Below are 16,801 nucleotides of genomic sequence, written 5' to 3'. Positions count from 1 at the left end.
CCGCGAATTTAAGTCAGATCGGACATCGATTCAATTTCGCCTCGCCCACGAAGCCCGCGACGTGATCCAGGCGTCGGCAGGTTTCCCGAACAGTTCGATCTCGCGATCCTTCCGGGCTCCGAGGCTGCGGGCCACGACCTGCGACGGCGCATTCGTGCTTTCGATACAGTGCAAGATGTCGTCGACCTCAAAACTGTCGAACGTCCAGTCGATCGAGGCGCGGGCCGCTTCCACCGCATAGCCCTTGCCGCGAAACTCCTTGGCGATGCCCCAGCCGACCTCGAAGCCGGGCCAGCCCGGCGGGCACCACGGGCCGACCCGCCCGACATAATGTCCGCTCGATTTCTCTTCGACCGCGAACAGGCCGAAGCCATGGAGCGCCCAATGCCCGGCCATCACCGCCGCGTTGCGCCAGCCGGCAATCTCGGTGGTGACCGGTTTGCCGTCTGCCGCGATGAAACGCGCCGTGTCCGGGTCGCTCAGCATCACGGAATTGGGAGCAATATCGTTGGCGCACCATGGGCGCAGGATCAGCCGTTCTGTCTCGATTCTGGGGCCGGACACCTGCAACAGCCTGGCGCCAGGCTTGAGCGGCGGAATCATCGGTCTCCTCCCGTTTCCAACATTTTCTGCTACGATCATACCAGCAAGAAACAGGAGTCCACCATGAGCTGGCAGCCCTCCAACGATCCCGTGCTCGGCGATCCCATGTCCTGCGACGCGCTCGATATCGTCATCGTGCCGCGCACCCGCGATCTCGGCGACGGATTCGTGGTGCGGCGCGCACTGCCGCACGGCAAGCGGCAGATGGTTGGGCCCTTCATTTTCTTCGATCATTTCGGCCCGGTGCAGTTCGTCTCCGGCAAGGGCATGGACGTGCGGCCGCATCCGCATATCGGGCTCGCCACCGTCACCTATCTCTTTGACGGCTCGATCATGCACCGCGACAGCGAAGGCAATGTCTGTGAAATCCAGCCCGGCGCGATGAACCTGATGACCGCCGGTCGCGGCATCGCCCATTCCGAGCGCACGCCGGATACGCAGCGCGCATCGGGCCAGCAGATGCTCGGCCTGCAAAGCTGGATTGCGCTGCCGGCCGGATCGGAGGAGATCGCGCCGTCGTTCCAGCATTACGGCGCCGGCGATCTGCCGATGATCTCCGAGCGCGACTTTACCGCGCGGGTGATCGCGGGCTCCGCCTTCGGCATCACCTCGCCGGTGTCGATGGTATCGCCCTGGTTCTATACCGAGGTCACGGCCGTGGCGGGCGCGAGCGTGCCGCTCGATCCTGATCATGAGGAACGCGCGATCTATGTCGTCGACGGCGAGGTCGAGATCGCGAACGAGCGCTACGAGGGGCCGCGGCTGCTGATCTTCCGCCCCGGCGACCGCATCACCGTGAAAGCGATCAAGGCCACGCGGATGATGTTTCTCGGCGGCGATGCATTGGAAGGCCCGCGCCACATCTGGTGGAATTTCGTCTCTTCCAGCAAGGAGCGGATCGAGCAGGCCAAGCAGGACTGGAAAACCGGCCGCTTCGCCGCGGTTCCGCAGGAACATGAGTTCATTCCGCTGCCGGAATAGGCTAATCCGGTTTCAGCCGTGCGATCGGGCACGGCTGAAATCTCCTGCCTGAAGGCCTTGCCTGCGAAAGATTTGCCGATGACCACCATGCTCTCCAGCGACCTGCCGCTCCCCAAGATCGGGCGCGGCAAGGTGCGCGATATCTACGCCGTCGATGACGACCGCCTGCTGCTGGTCACCACCGACCGTATCAGCGCCTTCGACGTCGTCATGGGCGAGACCATCCCGATGAAGGGCGCGGTGCTGACCCAGATCAGTGCGTTCTGGTTCGGAGAGCTCGAAGGCGTGGTGCCGCATCACATGATCAGCGCCGACACCGACGAGATCATCGCGGCCGTGCCGGCGCTCAAGGCCCACCGCGCCGAGATTCTCGGCCGCGCCATGCTCTGCCGCCGCACCACCGTGTTCCCGATCGAATGCGTGATCCGCGGCTATCTCTCCGGCTCGGCCTGGAAGGAATATGCCGGCTCCGGCACGCTCGCCGGCGAGAAGCTGAAAGCGGGTCTGGTCGAGAGCGAGAAGCTCGAGCCCGCGATCTTCAGCCCGGCGACCAAGGCCGAGACCGGCCATGACGAAAACATCACGATTGCGCAAATGCGCAAGGTGGTCGGCGACGAATTCGCCTACACGCTCGAGAGCATGACGCGCGCGGTCTACACGCTCGGCGAGGAGCTCGCACGCGAGCAGGGCATCATCATTGCGGACACCAAGTTCGAGTTCGGCCGCGACAAGGACGGCCGCATCATCCTGATCGACGAGGTGATGACGCCGGACAGTTCCCGCTTCTGGGCGGTCGATGCCTACAAGCCCGGCCAGCCGCAGGCGAGCTTCGACAAGCAGCCGCTGCGCGACTATCTCGACGTCGAACGCCACGCCGGCCGCTGGAACGGCGACGCCCCGCCGCCGCCATTGCCTGCAAGCGTGGTGGACGCGACCAGCAAGCGATATCTGGAGGCGTATCGGCGGGTGACGGGGACAGAGCTGAAGATTTAGCAAGGCTGTTTATCGTCGTCCCGGCGAAGGCCGGGACCCATACCGCGAGGTCCATCGACCGCGGATGATGCTAATCCCGAACTGCTAGTCTTCGCCAAACGTCTCCCTGTGGTTATGGGTCCCGGCCTTCGCCGGGACGACACTGAATGTGCAGCCAATGCCGCTGCGTCACCCATCCACCCGCCGCATATGATTGCCCATTCACACGCCACAGGCCGCATCCTCACCGGATGCCCGAAAACTGTCGGCTATCTCATACTTGCAAGAATCCTGTTGCGCTAAGCTCGCAGTCGTCTACCTCTCGGGCGGGAATTTTCATGAGCGAGTGTCAGGGCGTGACAGATCCGGCAATTGGCTTCGATCCGGTCACCAGGGTTAGTCCGTCACTCAAGCGTGCGCTGAACGATATCCTGGGCGGAACCGCCGCCAGCGTCCTTACCGTTACGTTCGGGCTGTCCTATGCGCTGCTGATTTTCGCCGGCCCGCTCTCGCCCTATCTGTCCTACGGGATCACAGCGACCTTTGTCAGCTCCGCGGTGCTCGCGGTCGTCATCGGGCTCGGCAGCTCCCTGCCTTTCGCGATCGCTGCCCCCGACAGCTCGACCGCCGCCGTCACCGGAATTCTGGCGGCCTCGCTGGTCGAGCACGTTGAGGCGGCCAATCTGTCGGCGCCACTGCTCGCGCCGGTCCTGATCACGCTCGGCCTGTCGACTGTGCTGACCGGGATAGCGCTGTGCGGATTGGGGCTGACGCGGATGGGCCGCGCCATCCGCTACGTGCCTTATCCCGTGGTCGGCGGCTTCCTCGGCGCGACCGGCCTCTTGATTGTGATGGGCGCGATCCGCGTCATCACCGATCACCCCATGCAGTTCGCAACAATGCTGCGCTTCACCAACGGCACCACGCTGTCAGAGCTTGGCGCGGCCTGTGCGATGGCCATGGTGCTGTATTTGACCTGGCATCGCTCGCGCAGCCCATTCGGATTGCCGATCATCCTCGTCGGTGGCGTGCTCACGGCGCATGTGGCGTTCTGGATCTCCGGCATCTCACCGGAGGCGGCGCGCGCCCTGGGCTGGACCTTCCAGCCTCCCCCGCCGGCGGCGTTCATGCTGCCATGGCACATTGACGATCTCGCCCAATATCCCTGGTCCACTGTGCCGGATCTGCTCGGCAACGTCGTCGCCGTCATCTTCGTCACGGCGTCGAGCACGCTGTTCAACACCACGGGGATCGAGGTCGCCGTACATCGCGAAGCCAATCTGGAGCGCGAGCTGAACGTCACGGGCGCAGCCAACATCCTGACCGGTGCGCTCGGCGGCTATGCCGGCTGCATTTCGGTCAGCCGCTCGGTCCTCAATTTCTCCAGCGGCGGCCGCGGACGGCTGTCGGGCCTCACCGGCGCGGCGCTGTCGCTCCTGATGCTGGCCATCGCACCCGAGCTGCTCGGCTTCATCCCGAAATTCGTGCTCGGCGGCCTTCTGCTCTATCTCGGCGCCGACCAGCTCCATAAATGGATCATCGAGTCGCGCAAGCGGCTGTCGAAGCTTGAATATGTGTCGCTGGTCGCCATCATCGCGATCATCGTCATCTGGGGCTTCGTGCCAGGCATCCTGATCGGCGTGATCATCGGCTGCGCGACCTTTGCGTTCAGCGCGGCGCGAGTCGAATCGATCAAATACAGCTTTGACGGCGCCGAATATCGCTCATCGCTCGACCGCTCGCGCGACGACCAGGAGGTGCTGCTGGCCCATGGCGGCAAGATCCAGGGCCTCAACCTCCAGAGCTATCTGTTCTTCGGCTCCGCCAACCGGCTCTACCAGCACGTCAAGCAGTTGCTCCAGGAGCGCCCGGAGTGCCGCTACCTTCTGTTCGACTTCAAGCTCGTCACCGGCGTCGACTCCTCGGCTGCCTATAGTTTCGCGCAGATCAAACGCAGCGCAGGTGACCTCGGCGTCGAGCTCATTCTGGTGCATCTGTCGGCCGCGGCCGAGAAGGTGCTGCACTCCAGCGATTTCATCGGCGACGGCGTCACCCTCATTCCCGAGCTCGATCGTGCGCTGGAATGGTGCGAGAACGAGCTCATTTCGCAGCATCAGGGGCTGGCCCAGGAAACGGCCAGTCTGCGCGACTGGTTCACGGGGATTCTCGACAGCGAGGACGACGCCGACGAGCTGATCCGCCGCTGCCAGCGTCTCGAGGTCGAGGCCGGCGACATCATCGTGCGGGCCGGCGATCCCGCAGATTCCATGCACTTCATCCTCGACGGCCGCGTCGGCATCATGGTCCCGGCCGAGGACGACCGCACCACGCGCGTGCGCAGCTTGGGGCGCTACACCACGATCGGCGAGATGGGCCTGGTGTCGCAGACCCCGCGCAGCGCCACCATCCAGGCCGAGGTCGACAGCGTGCTCTACGTGCTGAACACGCACCAGTTCGACGCGATCAAGGAAGAAGACCCCGCGCTCAGCCACAAGCTGCTGACGTATTTTGTGTCGGTCATGGCCGAGCGGCTGACGTTTGCGAACCGGACGATTGCGGTGTTGCGGCGGTAGTGGGTCCGTAGCCCGGATGGAGCGAAGCGCAATCCGGGATCGTGCCACAAGCAACGGAGATCCCGGATTTCGCTTCGCTCCATCCGGGCTACGAAACTAAGGCGAACATCACGCGCCACAAACTCGATGTCGTCCTGGCGAAAGCCGGGACTCATACCGCGGAATCTATCGATTGCTCACGGTATCAGTCCCGAACGACCCGCCTTCGCCAAACTACTCCCTGGGGGTAATGGGTCCTGGCTTTCGCCAAGACGACCAAAATTACACCCCTGCCATCATCACGTATTTGATCTCGACATATTCTTCCATGCCGTGACGCGAGCCTTCGCGTCCCAGGCCGCTTTCCTTGACGCCGCCGAAGGGCGCGACTTCGGTGGTGATCAGGCCGGTGTTGACGCCGACCATGCCGGATTCCAGCGCTTCGGCGACGCGCCAGACGCGGCCGAGATCGCGGGAGTAGAAATAGGAGGCAAGACCGAACGGCGAGGCGTTGCACATCGCGACGACGTCGGCTTCATCCTTGAAGCGGATCACTGGCGCGAGCGGACCGAACGTCTCTTCATGCGCCACCAGTGAGTCCGGCTTGACGTCGGCGAGCACGGTCGGCTCGAAGAAAGAGCGTCCGAGCTCGCTGCGCTTGCCGCCGGTGAGGATCTTGGCGCCGCGCTTGACGGCATCCGCGATGTGGCGCTCGACCTTGTCGACCGCTTTCAAATTGATCAGCGGGCCCTGCGTGATGCCGCTCTCGGTGCCGTCGCCGACCTTCATCGCCGCGACCTTCTTCGAGAGTTTTTGCACGAACTCGTCGTAGATCTTGTCCTGGGCGTAGAGGCGGTTGGCGCAGACGCAGGTCTGGCCCATGTTGCGGTATTTCGAGACGATCGCGCCTTCGACGGCCGCATCGATATCGGCGTCGTCGAACACCACGAACGGCGCATTGCCGCCGAGCTCGAGGCCGAGCCGCTTCACGCCGACGGCGGCTTGCTGGTAGAGAATCTTGCCGACGGCGGTCGAGCCGGTAAAGCCGACGAAGCGCACCGCCGGATGCTCGCACAGCACCTTGCCAATCGGCGGCGCATCGCCGGTGATGATGTTGAATACACCCTTGGGCACACCGGCTTTCTCCGCCAGCACGGCGAGCGCGAGCGCCGAGAGCGGTGTCTCGTTGGCGGGCTTCAGCACCACGGTGCAGCCGGCAGCTAACGCCGGCGAAACCTTGCGCGTGATCATCGAGTTCGGGAAATTCCACGGCGTGATGGCGCCGCAGACGCCGATCGGCTGCTTGATCGCGAGCAGGCGCGCATCGGGCCGCTGGGTCGGGATGGTCTCGCCATAGACCCGGCGGGCCTCCTCCGCGAAAAACTCGACATAGGCGCCGCCGATATCGACTTCGCCGAGCGCCTCGGAAAGCGGCTTGCCCTGCTCGGAGGTGAGGATCAGCGCGAGGTCCTCGCGGTTGGCGATGATCAGCTCAAACCATTTACGCAAAATGTTGGAGCGCTGCTTGGCGGTGTGCTTGGCCCAAGCCGGAAACGCGCGCTCGGCGGCCTCGACCGCCTTGGTTGTCTCCTCCGCACCAAGCTGCGGGACTTTCGCGAGCTCGACGCCGGTGGCGGGATTGTTGACGGCAAAGACGGGCGTGCCGACCCAGGCGCCATCGATGTAACAGGCCTCTTTGAGCAGCGAGGGGTCCTTCAGCCGGTCGCGCAGGGTGGCGGTCGTGTGCTGGGCGCGTGCGGCGGCGGTCGGGGTCATGGCTTTGCTCCTCGGACGATCAATTGCGGGCGATCGAATTGGCCGGAATATAGGAGCAGACGGTGCGCAATGCACCGTCCCGCAACGCACATCTGCCGGGAGTTAAATTCGGAGCTGGAAGGTTACGCCGCGCCACTCATATAGGTCTCGCGCCGGCCGATCATGCGCTCGGCCGCCGCCTTGGCGTCGGCCTTCGAGGAGGTCGCGCAGGTGCGGTATTCGAGAGCGGGGGCATCGGAGGTGTCGCGGCGACCGAACCACGACTTCGAGCCGACCGGCAGCAGCGCCAGGGCCTGCGCCAGATTGTCGACCGCGCCGAACGAATAGAGCGCGCCGGTGCCGGCGATGCGGACCTCATAAATGCCGGGCGCGATCGGCGCCTCGAGGTTGTCGCCCCGTCCGGGACGGGGATAGCGCTTCCATTCGCTCCAGGTGGAAATCATCAGAGGTCCCCTCGCGGCCGATCGGCGGCCGCCAAATTTGTATCAAGTCTTCATCTATTCTTGGCGCCAGCCGCCGATTGGGCCGAGAGCTGAACGCCGCAACGCACAAAATGTTTCAAGTGCTTCAAACACCCGAAACATATCGCCTGAGCCCATCCGCGGTCACGGCGAAGTGCGGCCATCCACCGCAGATTGCGATGAAGTGTTGCAATTCAGTCGTCCCGTGTGGAGGACGGACCGTCAAGTCACGACATCGCGACCGAAGCGTGCACATCGTCACGCTTGCCGCGCAGCGGGAGCGGGAGGACAATCGATCGCTTCCAACAATAATCAAACCGGAGGAAACGCGTATGCAAAGCAAAGCCCAGATCGACGAGATTCTGCGCAAGACAAGCGACGCCAAGGAGATTCCCGGCGTCGTCGCAATCGCCGCCAGCGGTAACGACGTGCTGTATCAGGGCGCGTTCGGCAAGCGCGATCTGTCCAAGCCCGATGCGATGACGCCGGATAGCGTGTTCTGGATCGCATCGATGACCAAGGCGGTGACATCAGCGGGCGCCATGCAACTGGTCGAGCAGGGCAAGCTCTCGCTCGATGCTCCGATCGGATCGCTGCTGCCCGATCTCGCCAAGCCGCAAGTGCTTGACGGCTTCGACGCCAAGGGCGAGCCAAAGCTGCGTCCGGCGAAGGGGCCGATCACGCTGCGTCAGCTCATGACCCACACCGCCGGCTTCGCCTACAACATGTGGAACGGCGATCTCGCGGTCTATCTGGAGAAGACCGGCATCCCGGCGATCACTACCTGCCAGAACGCCGCGCTGAAGACGCCGATCATGACCGATCCCGGGACGCGCTGGGAATACGGCACCAATATCGATTTCGTCGGCAAGGCCGTGGAAGCCGTCAGCGGCAAGCGGCTCGACGCTTATCTGCGTGACAATCTCTTTGCGCCGCTCGGCATGAGCGACACCGCGTTCAAGATCACCGACAACATGCGCAAGCGCCTGGTCGGCATGCATGCGCGCGGCGAGGACGGCCAGCTCGCCGCGATCCCGTTCGAGCTCGAGCAGGAGCCGGAATTCCACATGGGTGGCGGCGGGCTCTATTCGACCGCAGCCGACTACATCAAGTTTACTCAGATGGTTTTGAACAAGGGCCGCGGCAGTGGCAACCAGGTGCTGAAGGCCGAGACGATCGCCACGATGGGTCAGAACCAGATGGGCGATCTCAACATGACCAAGCTGGCGACGGCCGCGCCGATCTACACCAACGACGTCGATCTCTATCCGGACCAGGTCAAGAAGTGGGGCCTGAGCTTCATGATCAACACCGCCAAGACCGCGGAAGGCCGCAGCGCCGGCAGCCTCGCCTGGGCGGGCCTCGCCAACACTTATTACTGGATCGACCCTGCGCGCAACGTCACCGGCGTGATCCTGATGCAGCTGTTGCCGTTCGCGGATGGAAAGTGCCTTGAGGCATTCGCGGGATTCGAGCGCGGGGTTTATGCCGGGCTCGATGCGGGGAAGGGGCAGAAGGCGGCGTAGTTGCCGCCCCTCTTCATCACACAACGACTGTCATTCCCCGCGAAAGCGGGGAATCCAGTACGCCGCGGCGTACTGGATCGCCCGATCAAGTCGGGCGATGACGGCGGAGTTAAACCGTCAGCCCGCGCTGCCCGGCGAGCTCCTTCAGCGACACCTGCGGGCGTGCGCCGATGTGCTGGATCACTTCGGCGGCGGCAAGCGCACCGAGCTCGCCGCACTGCTTGTGCGACAGATCGCGCGAGAGGCCGTACAGGAAGCCGGCAGCGAAGAGATCGCCGGCGCCGGTGGTGTCCACCAGCTTCGCGATCGGTGACGCCGGAGCGGAGACGGCATCAGTCGGCGTCACCACCACGCAGCCCTTTTCGCTACGGGTGACCACGCCAAGCTTGACGTCGTTGCGCAGCTGCTTCAGCGCCGTGTCGAAGTCCGAGCTCATGTAGAGCGAAGTCAGCTCCGATTCGTTGGCGAAGACGATGTCGACGGTGCCGTTGCGCATCAGCGCCAGGAACTCGTCGCGATAGCGATCGACGCAGAAGGAATCCGACAACGTCAGCGCCACCTTGCGCTTGGCATCATGGGCGATCTTGGCCGCCTTGAGGAAGGCGTCCTTGGCGTCCTTCGGGTCCCAGAGATAGCCCTCGAGATAGACGATGCCAGCGCCCGCGATCTCGGCCGGATCGATATCGGCCGGCGACAAATCCTGCGCCGCACCGAGATAGGTGTTCATGGTGCGCTCGCCGTCGCCAGTGACCAGGATGTAGGAGCAGCCGGTGGCAGGGCCGTCCTTCGCGGCAGGCGTATTAAAGGCGACGCCGGCGGCGCGGATGTCGTGGACATAGAGCTTGCCGATCTGGTCGTCCTTGACCTTGCCGACATAGGCGGCGCGGGCGCCGAGGCTGCCGATGCCGACGATGGTGTTGGCGGCCGAGCCGCCCGAGACTTCCGTCGCCGAGCCCATGTCCTTGTAGATGGCGGCGGCCCGCGCCTCGTCGATCAGGGACATGCTGCCCTTGGCCATGCCGTGCTTGGCGAGAAAAGCCTCATCGGTCCGGACCAGCACGTCGAACAGCGCGTTGCCGATCCCGAGAACGTCATATTTCACGTCAGCCATTCACCTTGATCCTGTTGCCGGATTGCGATCCCTGCGGAAATCCGCTTCCTGTCGGCCTGAAATCTGGCTCGCGGCCTATCACGACCGGGCCCGCACGGGCAAGCAACGAGAGTTGTCTTTGACGCGTTTTCTTCACGCGAACCGGGACCACTTCGCTTGAAAACGCTATGGTATTAAAGAGCAATGATCCGCTCCTTCCTGACAGTCTCGACGGGAACACTGGCCTCGCGGCTGCTCGGTTTTGCGCGCGATTCAATGATTGCCGCGTTGCTGGGCACCGGCGCCGTGGCGGATGCGTTCCTGGCCGCCTTCCAGCTCGTCAACGTGGTGCGCCGCCTGCTCAGCGAAGGAGCACTGAACGCGGCGCTGATCCCGGCCTGGCTTCGCGTCCGTGATCGCGATGGCGAGGCGGCCGCAGCCGCATTCGCGGGACGCGTGCTCGGCACGGTCAGCGCGGCCCTGATCGCGATCTCGATCGTCATTGCGCTCGCAATGCCGTTGATCATCATGGTGATCGCGCCCGGATTTGTCGGCAGCGCCACGCTCGATCTCGCCGTCGAGAACGCGCGGCTGATGCTGCCCTATCTCGCCTTTGCCGGCCCCGTCACCGTGCTGATGGGACTTTTGAACGCGCAAGGACGTTTTGCGCTGACCGCATTTTCGCCGCTGCTGTTCAACATCGCGCTGATTGCCGCAATCGGAGTGCTCCTCGTTTGGCACGCCGACGCCGCCTTCGCCGCGTGGATGCTAGCGGCCACCGTCGGCGTCGCCGGCCTGCTGCAACTCCTGATGCTGCTGTCGCAACCGAGTGCACGCCTCGCGACGCCGTTGCGCGTCAACTTCGACAAGGAGATGCGCGGCTTCTTCGCCAAGGCCGTGCCCGGCATGATCGCAAGCTCGGGCCCGCAATGGCTGATGGTGGCCGGCGCCATCATCGCCTCCGCCACGCCGTCTGCCGTCTCCTGGCTGTATTTCGCCAACCGGCTGATCGAATTGCCGCTCGGCATTGTCGGCGTCGCCATGGGCACGGTGCTGGTGCCGGAGCTGACGCGCGCCATGGGGAGCGGCGACCGCGACGCAGTGGCGCACGCGGAATCGCGCGCGCTTGAGCTCGCGACCGGGCTCGCGCTGCCGGCGACGCTCGGCCTGATCGTGCTGTCCGAGCCGATCGTGCGGCTCTTGTTCGAGCATGGCGCCTTCGGTGCGGACGACAGTCTGGCCACCGCGCATGCGCTGATGTGGCTGGCGCTGGGGCTGCCGGCGCATGTGCTGATCAAGGCGCTGTCGCCGGCCTTCTTTGCCCGCAGCGACACGATGACGCCGCTCGTGGCAACCGCCAAAGGGTTTGTCGTCGCCATCGCGCTCGCAGTGCTGCTTGGTCACTTCTATGGCGCAACCGGGATCGCCGCGAGCATCGCGGCCGGCGCCTGGAGCAGCGCGCTGTCGCTGCTGCGCAAAGGCACGAGCGAATTCGGCTTCTCGGTCGACGACGCCGCCCGCAAGCGGCTGCCGCGGATCGTGCTTGCAGCATTGGCTATGGGCGCCCTGCTCTGGCTGACGACGGGGCTGATGCCTGCCGAGGCGCACGGCCTCATCCGCTTCATCGCGCTGGGTTTGCAGATCGCGGCGGGGATCGCCGTCTATGGCATCCTCCTGCAAATCCTCGGGGTCACCTCCTTGCACGAGGCGATCAGCGCCCTGAAGCGCCCCGCCCAGCCCGACCTCGGCGCGTGAGGCCATCGAATTACCCTTGACGGGGCAGCGCCGCTGTTGGAAACGACGGCCCGAATACCTTTGGGAACACTCGCCATGCCATTCGTTGAACGGGTTTTTTCGGGCGTCCAGCCGACGGGCAATCTGCATCTCGGCAATTATCTCGGCGCCATCGTCAACTTCGTGAAGATGCAGGAAACCCATAACTGCATCTATTGCGTCGTCGACATGCACGCGATCACGCAGGGCGTGGACGTCTGGGGCGGACCGGCCGAACTCGCGCGCAACACCCGCGAGGTGACGGCGGCGTTCATCGCGAGCGGCATCGACCCGAACAAGCACATCGTGTTCAACCAGAGCCAGGTCTCCGGCCACGCCGAGCTCGCCTGGATCTTCAACTGCGTCGCGCGCATGGGCTGGCTCGGCCGCATGACCCAGTTCAAGGAGAAGGCCGGCAAGGATCGCGAGAATGCCTCCGTCGGGTTGTTCGACTATCCCGTGCTGATGGCGGCCGACATTCTGCTGTACCGCGCCACCCACGTGCCGGTCGGCGAGGATCAGAAGCAGCATCTCGAGCTCTCGCGCGACATCGCGCAGAAGTTCAACAATGATTTCGGCGACTCGATCCGCAGCCACGGCGCCAATGACGGCCTGTTCTTCCCGCTACCCGAGCCTTTGATCACGGGACCGGCGACGCGCGTGATGAGCTTGCGCGACGGCACCAAGAAGATGTCGAAGTCGGATGCGTCGGACAATTCGCGCATCAATTTGACCGACGATGCCGACACCATCGCGCAAAAGATCCGCAAGGCGAAGACCGATCCAGAGCCGCTGCCATCAGAGGAAAAGGGCCTGGAAGCACGTCCCGAGGCCGACAATCTCGTCGGCATTTTCGCGGCGCTCTCCGGTCGTCCCAAGGCCGAGGTGCTGCGCGAGTTCGGCGGCGGCCAGTTCTCCAGCTTCAAGAACGCGCTGGCGGAGCTGTGCGTCACCAAGCTTGCGCCGATCGCCGGTGAGATGAAGCGCCTCGTTGCCGATCCCGGCCATATCGACACCATCCTGAACGATGGCGCCGACCGGGCGCGTGCGATCGCCGACGAGACCATGAAGCTCTCGAAGGACATCGTCGGCTTCATCCGCCGGCGCTGACGATTGCGCTTGCGAAGTCTGGCCGGCGCTGTGGCGTCGGCCGACGTCGCCTCTCCCAAATCCACAGGGAGTGTGGCAGCATGTCGGGCGAAGACACGCCGGGACATGCATGACCAGCAAGCGACAGTGCTTCGAGCCGGGTCACAAGCCCAAATGCCTTGTCATCGTTGACGACACCGCCGAATGGGATCGCGCGGTCTATTACGCCAGCCGCTGGGCGATCCGCGCCGGCGGTCGCGTGGTGATGCTGCGCATCATCGAGATCGAGGACCAGAACCAGCAATGGCTGGGGGTCGTCGACATCATGCGCGCCGAGGCGCACGAAGAGGCCAACGCCACGCTCGACCGCGCCGCCGGCCGTGCCAACGGCATCGCCGCGATCACACCGGAGCGCGTCATCCGCGAAGGTGCCGCGATGGAACAGCTGCTCGCGGTGATCGACGAGGACCCGGACATTGCCATGCTGGTGCTGGCCGCCAGCCCGGGCGCGGAAGGGCCAGGGCCGTGGGTAGCCCTGCTCGCGCATGCGCTGGGCACGTTCCCGGTTCCGGTCACGGTGATTTCCGGGGCGCTCAGCGATCAAAGCGTGGACGCGCTGTCGTAGTTTGCGAGGGTGGGCACCGCTCTAACTCGCTGATATAACAACGAAACGGCCTCCCCACCCCTTGACCGTGCGTTTGCCGTCGCCATCTGCTACTGGATAGACCACGCGCCGGCCTTGAACCGGCGACGTCCGGAGAAAGCCATGTTCATTCAGACCGAAGCCACCCCCAATCCCGCCACGCTCAAGTTCATTCCCGGCCGCGTCGTCGTCGATGGCGGCCCGATCGAGTTTGCGAGCCGCGAAACCGCCGCGCGTTCGCCGCTCGCCGAGAAGCTGTTCGACGTGCCCGGTGTCACCGGCGTGTTCTATGGATCGGACTTCATCACCGTGACCAAGGCGGACGGTGAATGGCAGCAGCTCAAGCCCGCGATCCTCGGCGCCATCATGGAGCACTACATGTCAGGTGCGCCGCTGCTCGCCGACGGTGTGGCCACCGGCGATGCCGATCTCGACGACGAAAACGAGTTCTTCGACGAGTCTGACGCCGAGACGGTCGACATGATCAAGGATCTGATCGAGACCCGTGTGCGGCCCGCGGTCGCCAATGACGGCGGCGACATCACCTTCCGCGGCTTCAAGGACGGCATCGTCTATCTCAACATGAAGGGCTCCTGCGCCGGCTGCCCGTCATCGACCGCGACACTCCAGCACGGTATCCAGAACCTGCTGAAGCATTTCGTGCCAGACGTGGTCGAAGTCCGGCCGATGTGAGCGGTAGGTGAGTAGCGCCGTAGGGTGGGCAAAGGCGCACTTGCGCCGTGCCCACCAACAAGGTGAAACAGCCGTGGTGGGCACGCTTCGCTTTGCCCACCCTACGAAGTGCGGCGATATCAGGGGCTACGAATAGTGCGTGAGGAATGGCGGATAGGCGCGTGGTTCGCTACACTACTCGTTATTCGCCACTCACCATTCGCTCATCCATGCTGATCCTTGCCATCGACACCGCGCTGGAGGCCTGCGCGGCTGCCGTCCTCGACACAGATGCCGGCGAGCTCCTTGCGCAGGAGCAGCTTCTGATGAAGCGCGGCCATGCCGAGGCGCTGATGCCGATGATTGCACGCGTCATGCAGTCGGCAAATCTCGCATTCACGACGCTGGACCGCATCGCGGTCACCGTCGGTCCCGGCAGTTTCACCGGCCTGCGCGTCGGCATTTCGGCCGCACGCGGTCTTGCACTCGCGGCCAAACGGCCGGCTGTTGGGCTTACGACATTATCCGCCTATGCGGCCGCCATCGTCGGCCAGAGCAAATCGGCGCCGGTGATCTCCGCGATCGATGCGCGGCATGATCACGTCTATTTCCAGATCGTCGCCGGCGACGGCAGCCAGCTGGTGCGGCCTAAAGTCGCCAGCATCGATGAGGCGATCGCCGCCTCGCAATTCGGCGCGCCGCACCTGGTCGGCAATGCCGCACAGATTCTCGCCGACCGCTGGCCGAAGGATGCGCCACGACCGGTTGCGGTCGAGGCGCAGGCCGCGCCCGACATCAGCTGGGTCGCGTGGCTTGGTGCTGCCGCCGATCCCGACACCAATCCGGCGCGGCCGTTCTATCTGCGCGCACCCGATGCAAAGCCGGCCGCACAGAAGCCGCTCGCAGCCCAAGCCGCAACCTCATGATGAAATGGCTATCCGAATGGTGGCGCGGCGGCACGGCGGCCGTCGAGCCGGCCTCGGTGCGCGACGCCGCGCGGCTGGCACAGCTTCACGGCGCCTCCTTCGCGCGCGGCTGGGGCGAAGGCGAGTTCGAGACCATGCTCAGCGAGCGCAACACGCTGGTCCATCGCTTGCGCCTGGGCCGCAAGACAATCGGCTTCGCCGTATCGCGGATCGGCGCGGACGAAGCGGAGATCCTCTCGGTCGCGGTCGACCAGACGCATCGCGGCCGCGGCCTCTCCCGCACGCTGCTGATGACCCATCTCGGTCACCTCGCCGGACGCGGCGTCCGTACGATATTTCTGGAGGTCGAAGAGAACAACCAGCCGGCGCGGCGGCTCTACGATAGAGGCGGATTCGTGGTGGTCGGACGCCGCGAACGCTACTATAAGCAGGCCAACGGGGAACAATTGAACGCACTTCTGATGCGACGTGACTTGTCGTAATATTGATGGCAGATAGCGCCCCGTCAGGCAGACAACACATGACTGGACTTAAACCTTCCTCCGCATCCAAGGCGTCCGGCATCGAGGCGCGCTGTGCCGCCACCGGTATGCGTATGACCGAGCAGCGCCGCGTCATCGCCCGCGTGCTTGCGGAGGCGCTCGACCATCCCGACGTCGAAGAGCTGTACCGGCGCTGTGTCGCGGTCGACGACAAGATCTCGATCTCGACGGTCTATCGCACCGTCAAACTGTTCGAGGATGCCGGCATCATCGAACGCCACGATTTCCGCGAGGGCCGCGCGCGCTATGAGACGATGCGCGACAGCCATCACGACCACCTCATCAATCTGCGCGACGGCAAGGTGATCGAGTTCACCTCCGAAGAGATCGAGAAGCTCCAGGCGGAGATCGCCCGCAAGCTCGGCTACAAGCTGGTCGATCACCGGCTCGAGCTTTATTGCGTTCCGCTCGACGACGACACGTCCAAAAGCTAGTGCCCATCGATCTCATCATCTTCGATTGCGACGGCGTGCTCGTGGACAGCGAGGAGATCTCCTGCCGCGCGCATGCCGATGTGCTGACCAAACACGGCTATCCGATCACGCCGGATCAGGTGTTCGCGCGCTTTCTCGGCCGCTCGACACGGCAGGCCAATCTCGAGATCGAGACCGAACTAGGCCGCAAGCTGCCCGAAGCCTATCACAGCGACTTGCAGGACGAACTGTTTCGCGCGTTCGAGGCCGACCTCGAAGAAATCCGCGGCATCCACGACGTGCTCGATGTCGTCACGCAAGCCGTCTGCGTCGCCTCGAGCGGCTCGCATCAGCGCATGCGCGTGAGCCTCGGGAGCACCGAACTCTACGAGCGCCTCGCGCCGAACATCTTCTCGGCCTCTCAGGTGAAGAACGGCAAGCCGGCGCCGGATCTGTTCCTGTTCGCGGCCCGCGAAATGGGCGTACCGCCGGAGCGCTGTGTCGTGATCGAGGACAGCCTGGCCGGGATCGCCGGCGCGCGGGCGGCCGGCATGACCGTGTTCGGCTTCCACGGCGGCAGCCATTGCCGCGACGGCTATGCCGAAACGCTGCGCCAGGCTGGCGCCGACCTGCTCTTTGCCGACATGCATCAGCTGCCGGAGCTGGTCCGGCGGGTCGCGGCCGACGCCGTGGCAGGGTGATTTTGCCCCTCACCGTCGTTCCCGGGCACGCGCAACGCGCGCAAACCCGGAATCCAGAGGTTTTGGCGCGAGATTCCTCAC

16 protein-coding genes are annotated in these 16,801 nt (G+C 64.4%); 12 read left to right on the top strand and 4 right to left on the bottom strand.

Annotated elements, in window-relative coordinates; all coding sequences use genetic code 11:
- Nucleotides 1–30: 30 nt before the first annotated feature.
- The gene (locus tag UP06_RS19815; RefSeq protein WP_045004967.1) at nt 31–603 is read right to left on the bottom strand and encodes a GNAT family N-acetyltransferase; all 573 of its coding nucleotides are present in this window, start codon (nt 601–603) and stop codon (nt 31–33) included.
- A gap of 63 nt (nt 604–666) precedes the next feature.
- Here UP06_RS19815 and UP06_RS19810 point away from each other — a divergent pair, with 63 nt between their 5' ends.
- The 3 genes from UP06_RS19810 (at nt 667) to UP06_RS19800 (ending at nt 5,129) form a co-directional block, all read left to right on the top strand.
- Entirely contained in the window at nt 667–1,584 is a 918-nt protein-coding gene (locus UP06_RS19810) for a pirin family protein (RefSeq protein WP_045004966.1), read from the top strand.
- A 78-nt stretch (nt 1,585–1,662) separates the two neighbouring features.
- Nucleotides 1,663–2,577, top strand: coding sequence for a phosphoribosylaminoimidazolesuccinocarboxamide synthase (locus UP06_RS19805; protein WP_045004964.1), 915 nt, complete (start codon nt 1,663–1,665; stop codon nt 2,575–2,577).
- Between the two features lie 335 nt (nt 2,578–2,912).
- The gene (locus UP06_RS19800) at nt 2,913–5,129 is read left to right on the top strand and encodes a SulP family inorganic anion transporter (RefSeq protein ID WP_045005047.1); all 2,217 of its coding nucleotides are present in this window, start codon (nt 2,913–2,915) and stop codon (nt 5,127–5,129) included.
- 261 nt (nt 5,130–5,390) lie between these two features.
- Here UP06_RS19800 and UP06_RS19795 read toward each other — a convergent pair whose 3' ends face one another.
- Both UP06_RS19795 and UP06_RS19790 read right to left on the bottom strand, forming a co-directional pair.
- Nucleotides 5,391–6,884: an NAD-dependent succinate-semialdehyde dehydrogenase gene (locus tag UP06_RS19795; protein ID WP_045004962.1), complete on the bottom strand. Its 1,494-nt coding sequence runs from the start codon at nt 6,882–6,884 to the stop codon at nt 5,391–5,393.
- A gap of 122 nt (nt 6,885–7,006) precedes the next feature.
- Nucleotides 7,007–7,327: a hypothetical protein gene (locus UP06_RS19790; RefSeq protein ID WP_045004960.1), complete on the bottom strand. Its 321-nt coding sequence runs from the start codon at nt 7,325–7,327 to the stop codon at nt 7,007–7,009.
- A 350-nt stretch (nt 7,328–7,677) separates the two neighbouring features.
- Between UP06_RS19790 and UP06_RS19785 the strand changes: the two genes are divergently transcribed.
- Nucleotides 7,678–8,871 carry a serine hydrolase domain-containing protein gene (locus tag UP06_RS19785; RefSeq protein WP_045004958.1) on the top strand — a complete coding sequence of 398 codons (1,194 nt, stop codon included), beginning with the start codon at nt 7,678–7,680 and terminating at the stop codon, nt 8,869–8,871.
- Nucleotides 8,872–8,980: 109 nt separating this feature from the next.
- Here the strand turns inward: UP06_RS19785 and UP06_RS19780 are convergent, their stop codons facing one another.
- The gene (locus tag UP06_RS19780) at nt 8,981–9,982 is read right to left on the bottom strand and encodes an adenosine kinase (RefSeq protein WP_045004956.1); all 1,002 of its coding nucleotides are present in this window, start codon (nt 9,980–9,982) and stop codon (nt 8,981–8,983) included.
- Nucleotides 9,983–10,165: 183 nt separating this feature from the next.
- Between UP06_RS19780 and murJ the strand changes: the two genes are divergently transcribed.
- From murJ to UP06_RS19740, 8 genes are all read left to right on the top strand, one after another.
- Nucleotides 10,166–11,716 (top strand): murein biosynthesis integral membrane protein MurJ, encoded by a 1,551-nt coding sequence (gene murJ / locus UP06_RS19775; RefSeq protein ID WP_045004955.1) that lies wholly within the window; start codon nt 10,166–10,168, stop codon nt 11,714–11,716.
- 75 nt (nt 11,717–11,791) lie between these two features.
- Nucleotides 11,792–12,844, top strand: coding sequence for a tryptophan--tRNA ligase (trpS, locus tag UP06_RS19770; protein ID WP_045004953.1), 1,053 nt, complete (start codon nt 11,792–11,794; stop codon nt 12,842–12,844).
- Nucleotides 12,845–12,953: 109 nt separating this feature from the next.
- Nucleotides 12,954–13,448, top strand: coding sequence for a universal stress protein (locus UP06_RS19765; RefSeq protein WP_045004950.1), 495 nt, complete (start codon nt 12,954–12,956; stop codon nt 13,446–13,448).
- Nucleotides 13,449–13,589: 141 nt separating this feature from the next.
- Nucleotides 13,590–14,159 carry a NifU family protein gene (locus UP06_RS19760; protein ID WP_045004949.1) on the top strand — a complete coding sequence of 190 codons (570 nt, stop codon included), beginning with the start codon at nt 13,590–13,592 and terminating at the stop codon, nt 14,157–14,159.
- Nucleotides 14,160–14,368: 209 nt separating this feature from the next.
- Nucleotides 14,369–15,064 carry a tRNA (adenosine(37)-N6)-threonylcarbamoyltransferase complex dimerization subunit type 1 TsaB gene (gene tsaB, locus UP06_RS19755; RefSeq protein ID WP_045004948.1) on the top strand — a complete coding sequence of 232 codons (696 nt, stop codon included), beginning with the start codon at nt 14,369–14,371 and terminating at the stop codon, nt 15,062–15,064.
- Nucleotides 15,061–15,546 carry a ribosomal protein S18-alanine N-acetyltransferase gene (rimI, locus tag UP06_RS19750; RefSeq protein WP_045004947.1) on the top strand — a complete coding sequence of 162 codons (486 nt, stop codon included), beginning with the start codon at nt 15,061–15,063 and terminating at the stop codon, nt 15,544–15,546. Before tsaB ends, rimI begins: the two co-directional genes overlap by 4 nt.
- A gap of 38 nt (nt 15,547–15,584) precedes the next feature.
- The gene (locus UP06_RS19745) at nt 15,585–16,040 is read left to right on the top strand and encodes a Fur family transcriptional regulator (RefSeq protein WP_045004945.1); all 456 of its coding nucleotides are present in this window, start codon (nt 15,585–15,587) and stop codon (nt 16,038–16,040) included.
- Nucleotides 16,040–16,720 carry an HAD family hydrolase gene (locus tag UP06_RS19740; RefSeq protein ID WP_045004944.1) on the top strand — a complete coding sequence of 227 codons (681 nt, stop codon included), beginning with the start codon at nt 16,040–16,042 and terminating at the stop codon, nt 16,718–16,720. Before UP06_RS19745 ends, UP06_RS19740 begins: the two co-directional genes overlap by 1 nt.
- Nucleotides 16,721–16,801: the final 81 nt, after the last annotated feature.

Source organism: Bradyrhizobium sp. LTSP857 (genome assembly GCF_000938285.1).
GTDB lineage: Bacteria > Pseudomonadota > Alphaproteobacteria > Rhizobiales > Xanthobacteraceae > Bradyrhizobium.
This window is presented reverse-complemented; position numbering and strand designations above follow the sequence as displayed.

Coding starts and splice junctions, on each gene's coding strand:
- UP06_RS19745 (WP_045004945.1), top strand. CDS start 15,585: ATGACTGGACTTAAACCTTCCTCCGCATCCAAGGCGTCCGGCATCGAG.
- UP06_RS19795 (WP_045004962.1), bottom strand. CDS start 6,884: ATGACCCCGACCGCCGCCGCACGCGCCCAGCACACGACCGCCACCCTG.
- murJ (WP_045004955.1), top strand. CDS start 10,166: ATGATCCGCTCCTTCCTGACAGTCTCGACGGGAACACTGGCCTCGCGG.
- UP06_RS19790 (WP_045004960.1), bottom strand. CDS start 7,327: ATGATTTCCACCTGGAGCGAATGGAAGCGCTATCCCCGTCCCGGACGG.
- UP06_RS19780 (WP_045004956.1), bottom strand. CDS start 9,982: ATGGCTGACGTGAAATATGACGTTCTCGGGATCGGCAACGCGCTGTTC.
- UP06_RS19760 (WP_045004949.1), top strand. CDS start 13,590: ATGTTCATTCAGACCGAAGCCACCCCCAATCCCGCCACGCTCAAGTTC.
- UP06_RS19810 (WP_045004966.1), top strand. CDS start 667: ATGAGCTGGCAGCCCTCCAACGATCCCGTGCTCGGCGATCCCATGTCC.
- UP06_RS19785 (WP_045004958.1), top strand. CDS start 7,678: ATGCAAAGCAAAGCCCAGATCGACGAGATTCTGCGCAAGACAAGCGAC.
- trpS (WP_045004953.1), top strand. CDS start 11,792: ATGCCATTCGTTGAACGGGTTTTTTCGGGCGTCCAGCCGACGGGCAAT.
- rimI (WP_045004947.1), top strand. CDS start 15,061: ATGATGAAATGGCTATCCGAATGGTGGCGCGGCGGCACGGCGGCCGTC.
- tsaB (WP_045004948.1), top strand. CDS start 14,369: ATGCTGATCCTTGCCATCGACACCGCGCTGGAGGCCTGCGCGGCTGCC.
- UP06_RS19805 (WP_045004964.1), top strand. CDS start 1,663: ATGACCACCATGCTCTCCAGCGACCTGCCGCTCCCCAAGATCGGGCGC.
- UP06_RS19765 (WP_045004950.1), top strand. CDS start 12,954: ATGACCAGCAAGCGACAGTGCTTCGAGCCGGGTCACAAGCCCAAATGC.
- UP06_RS19815 (WP_045004967.1), bottom strand. CDS start 603: ATGATTCCGCCGCTCAAGCCTGGCGCCAGGCTGTTGCAGGTGTCCGGC.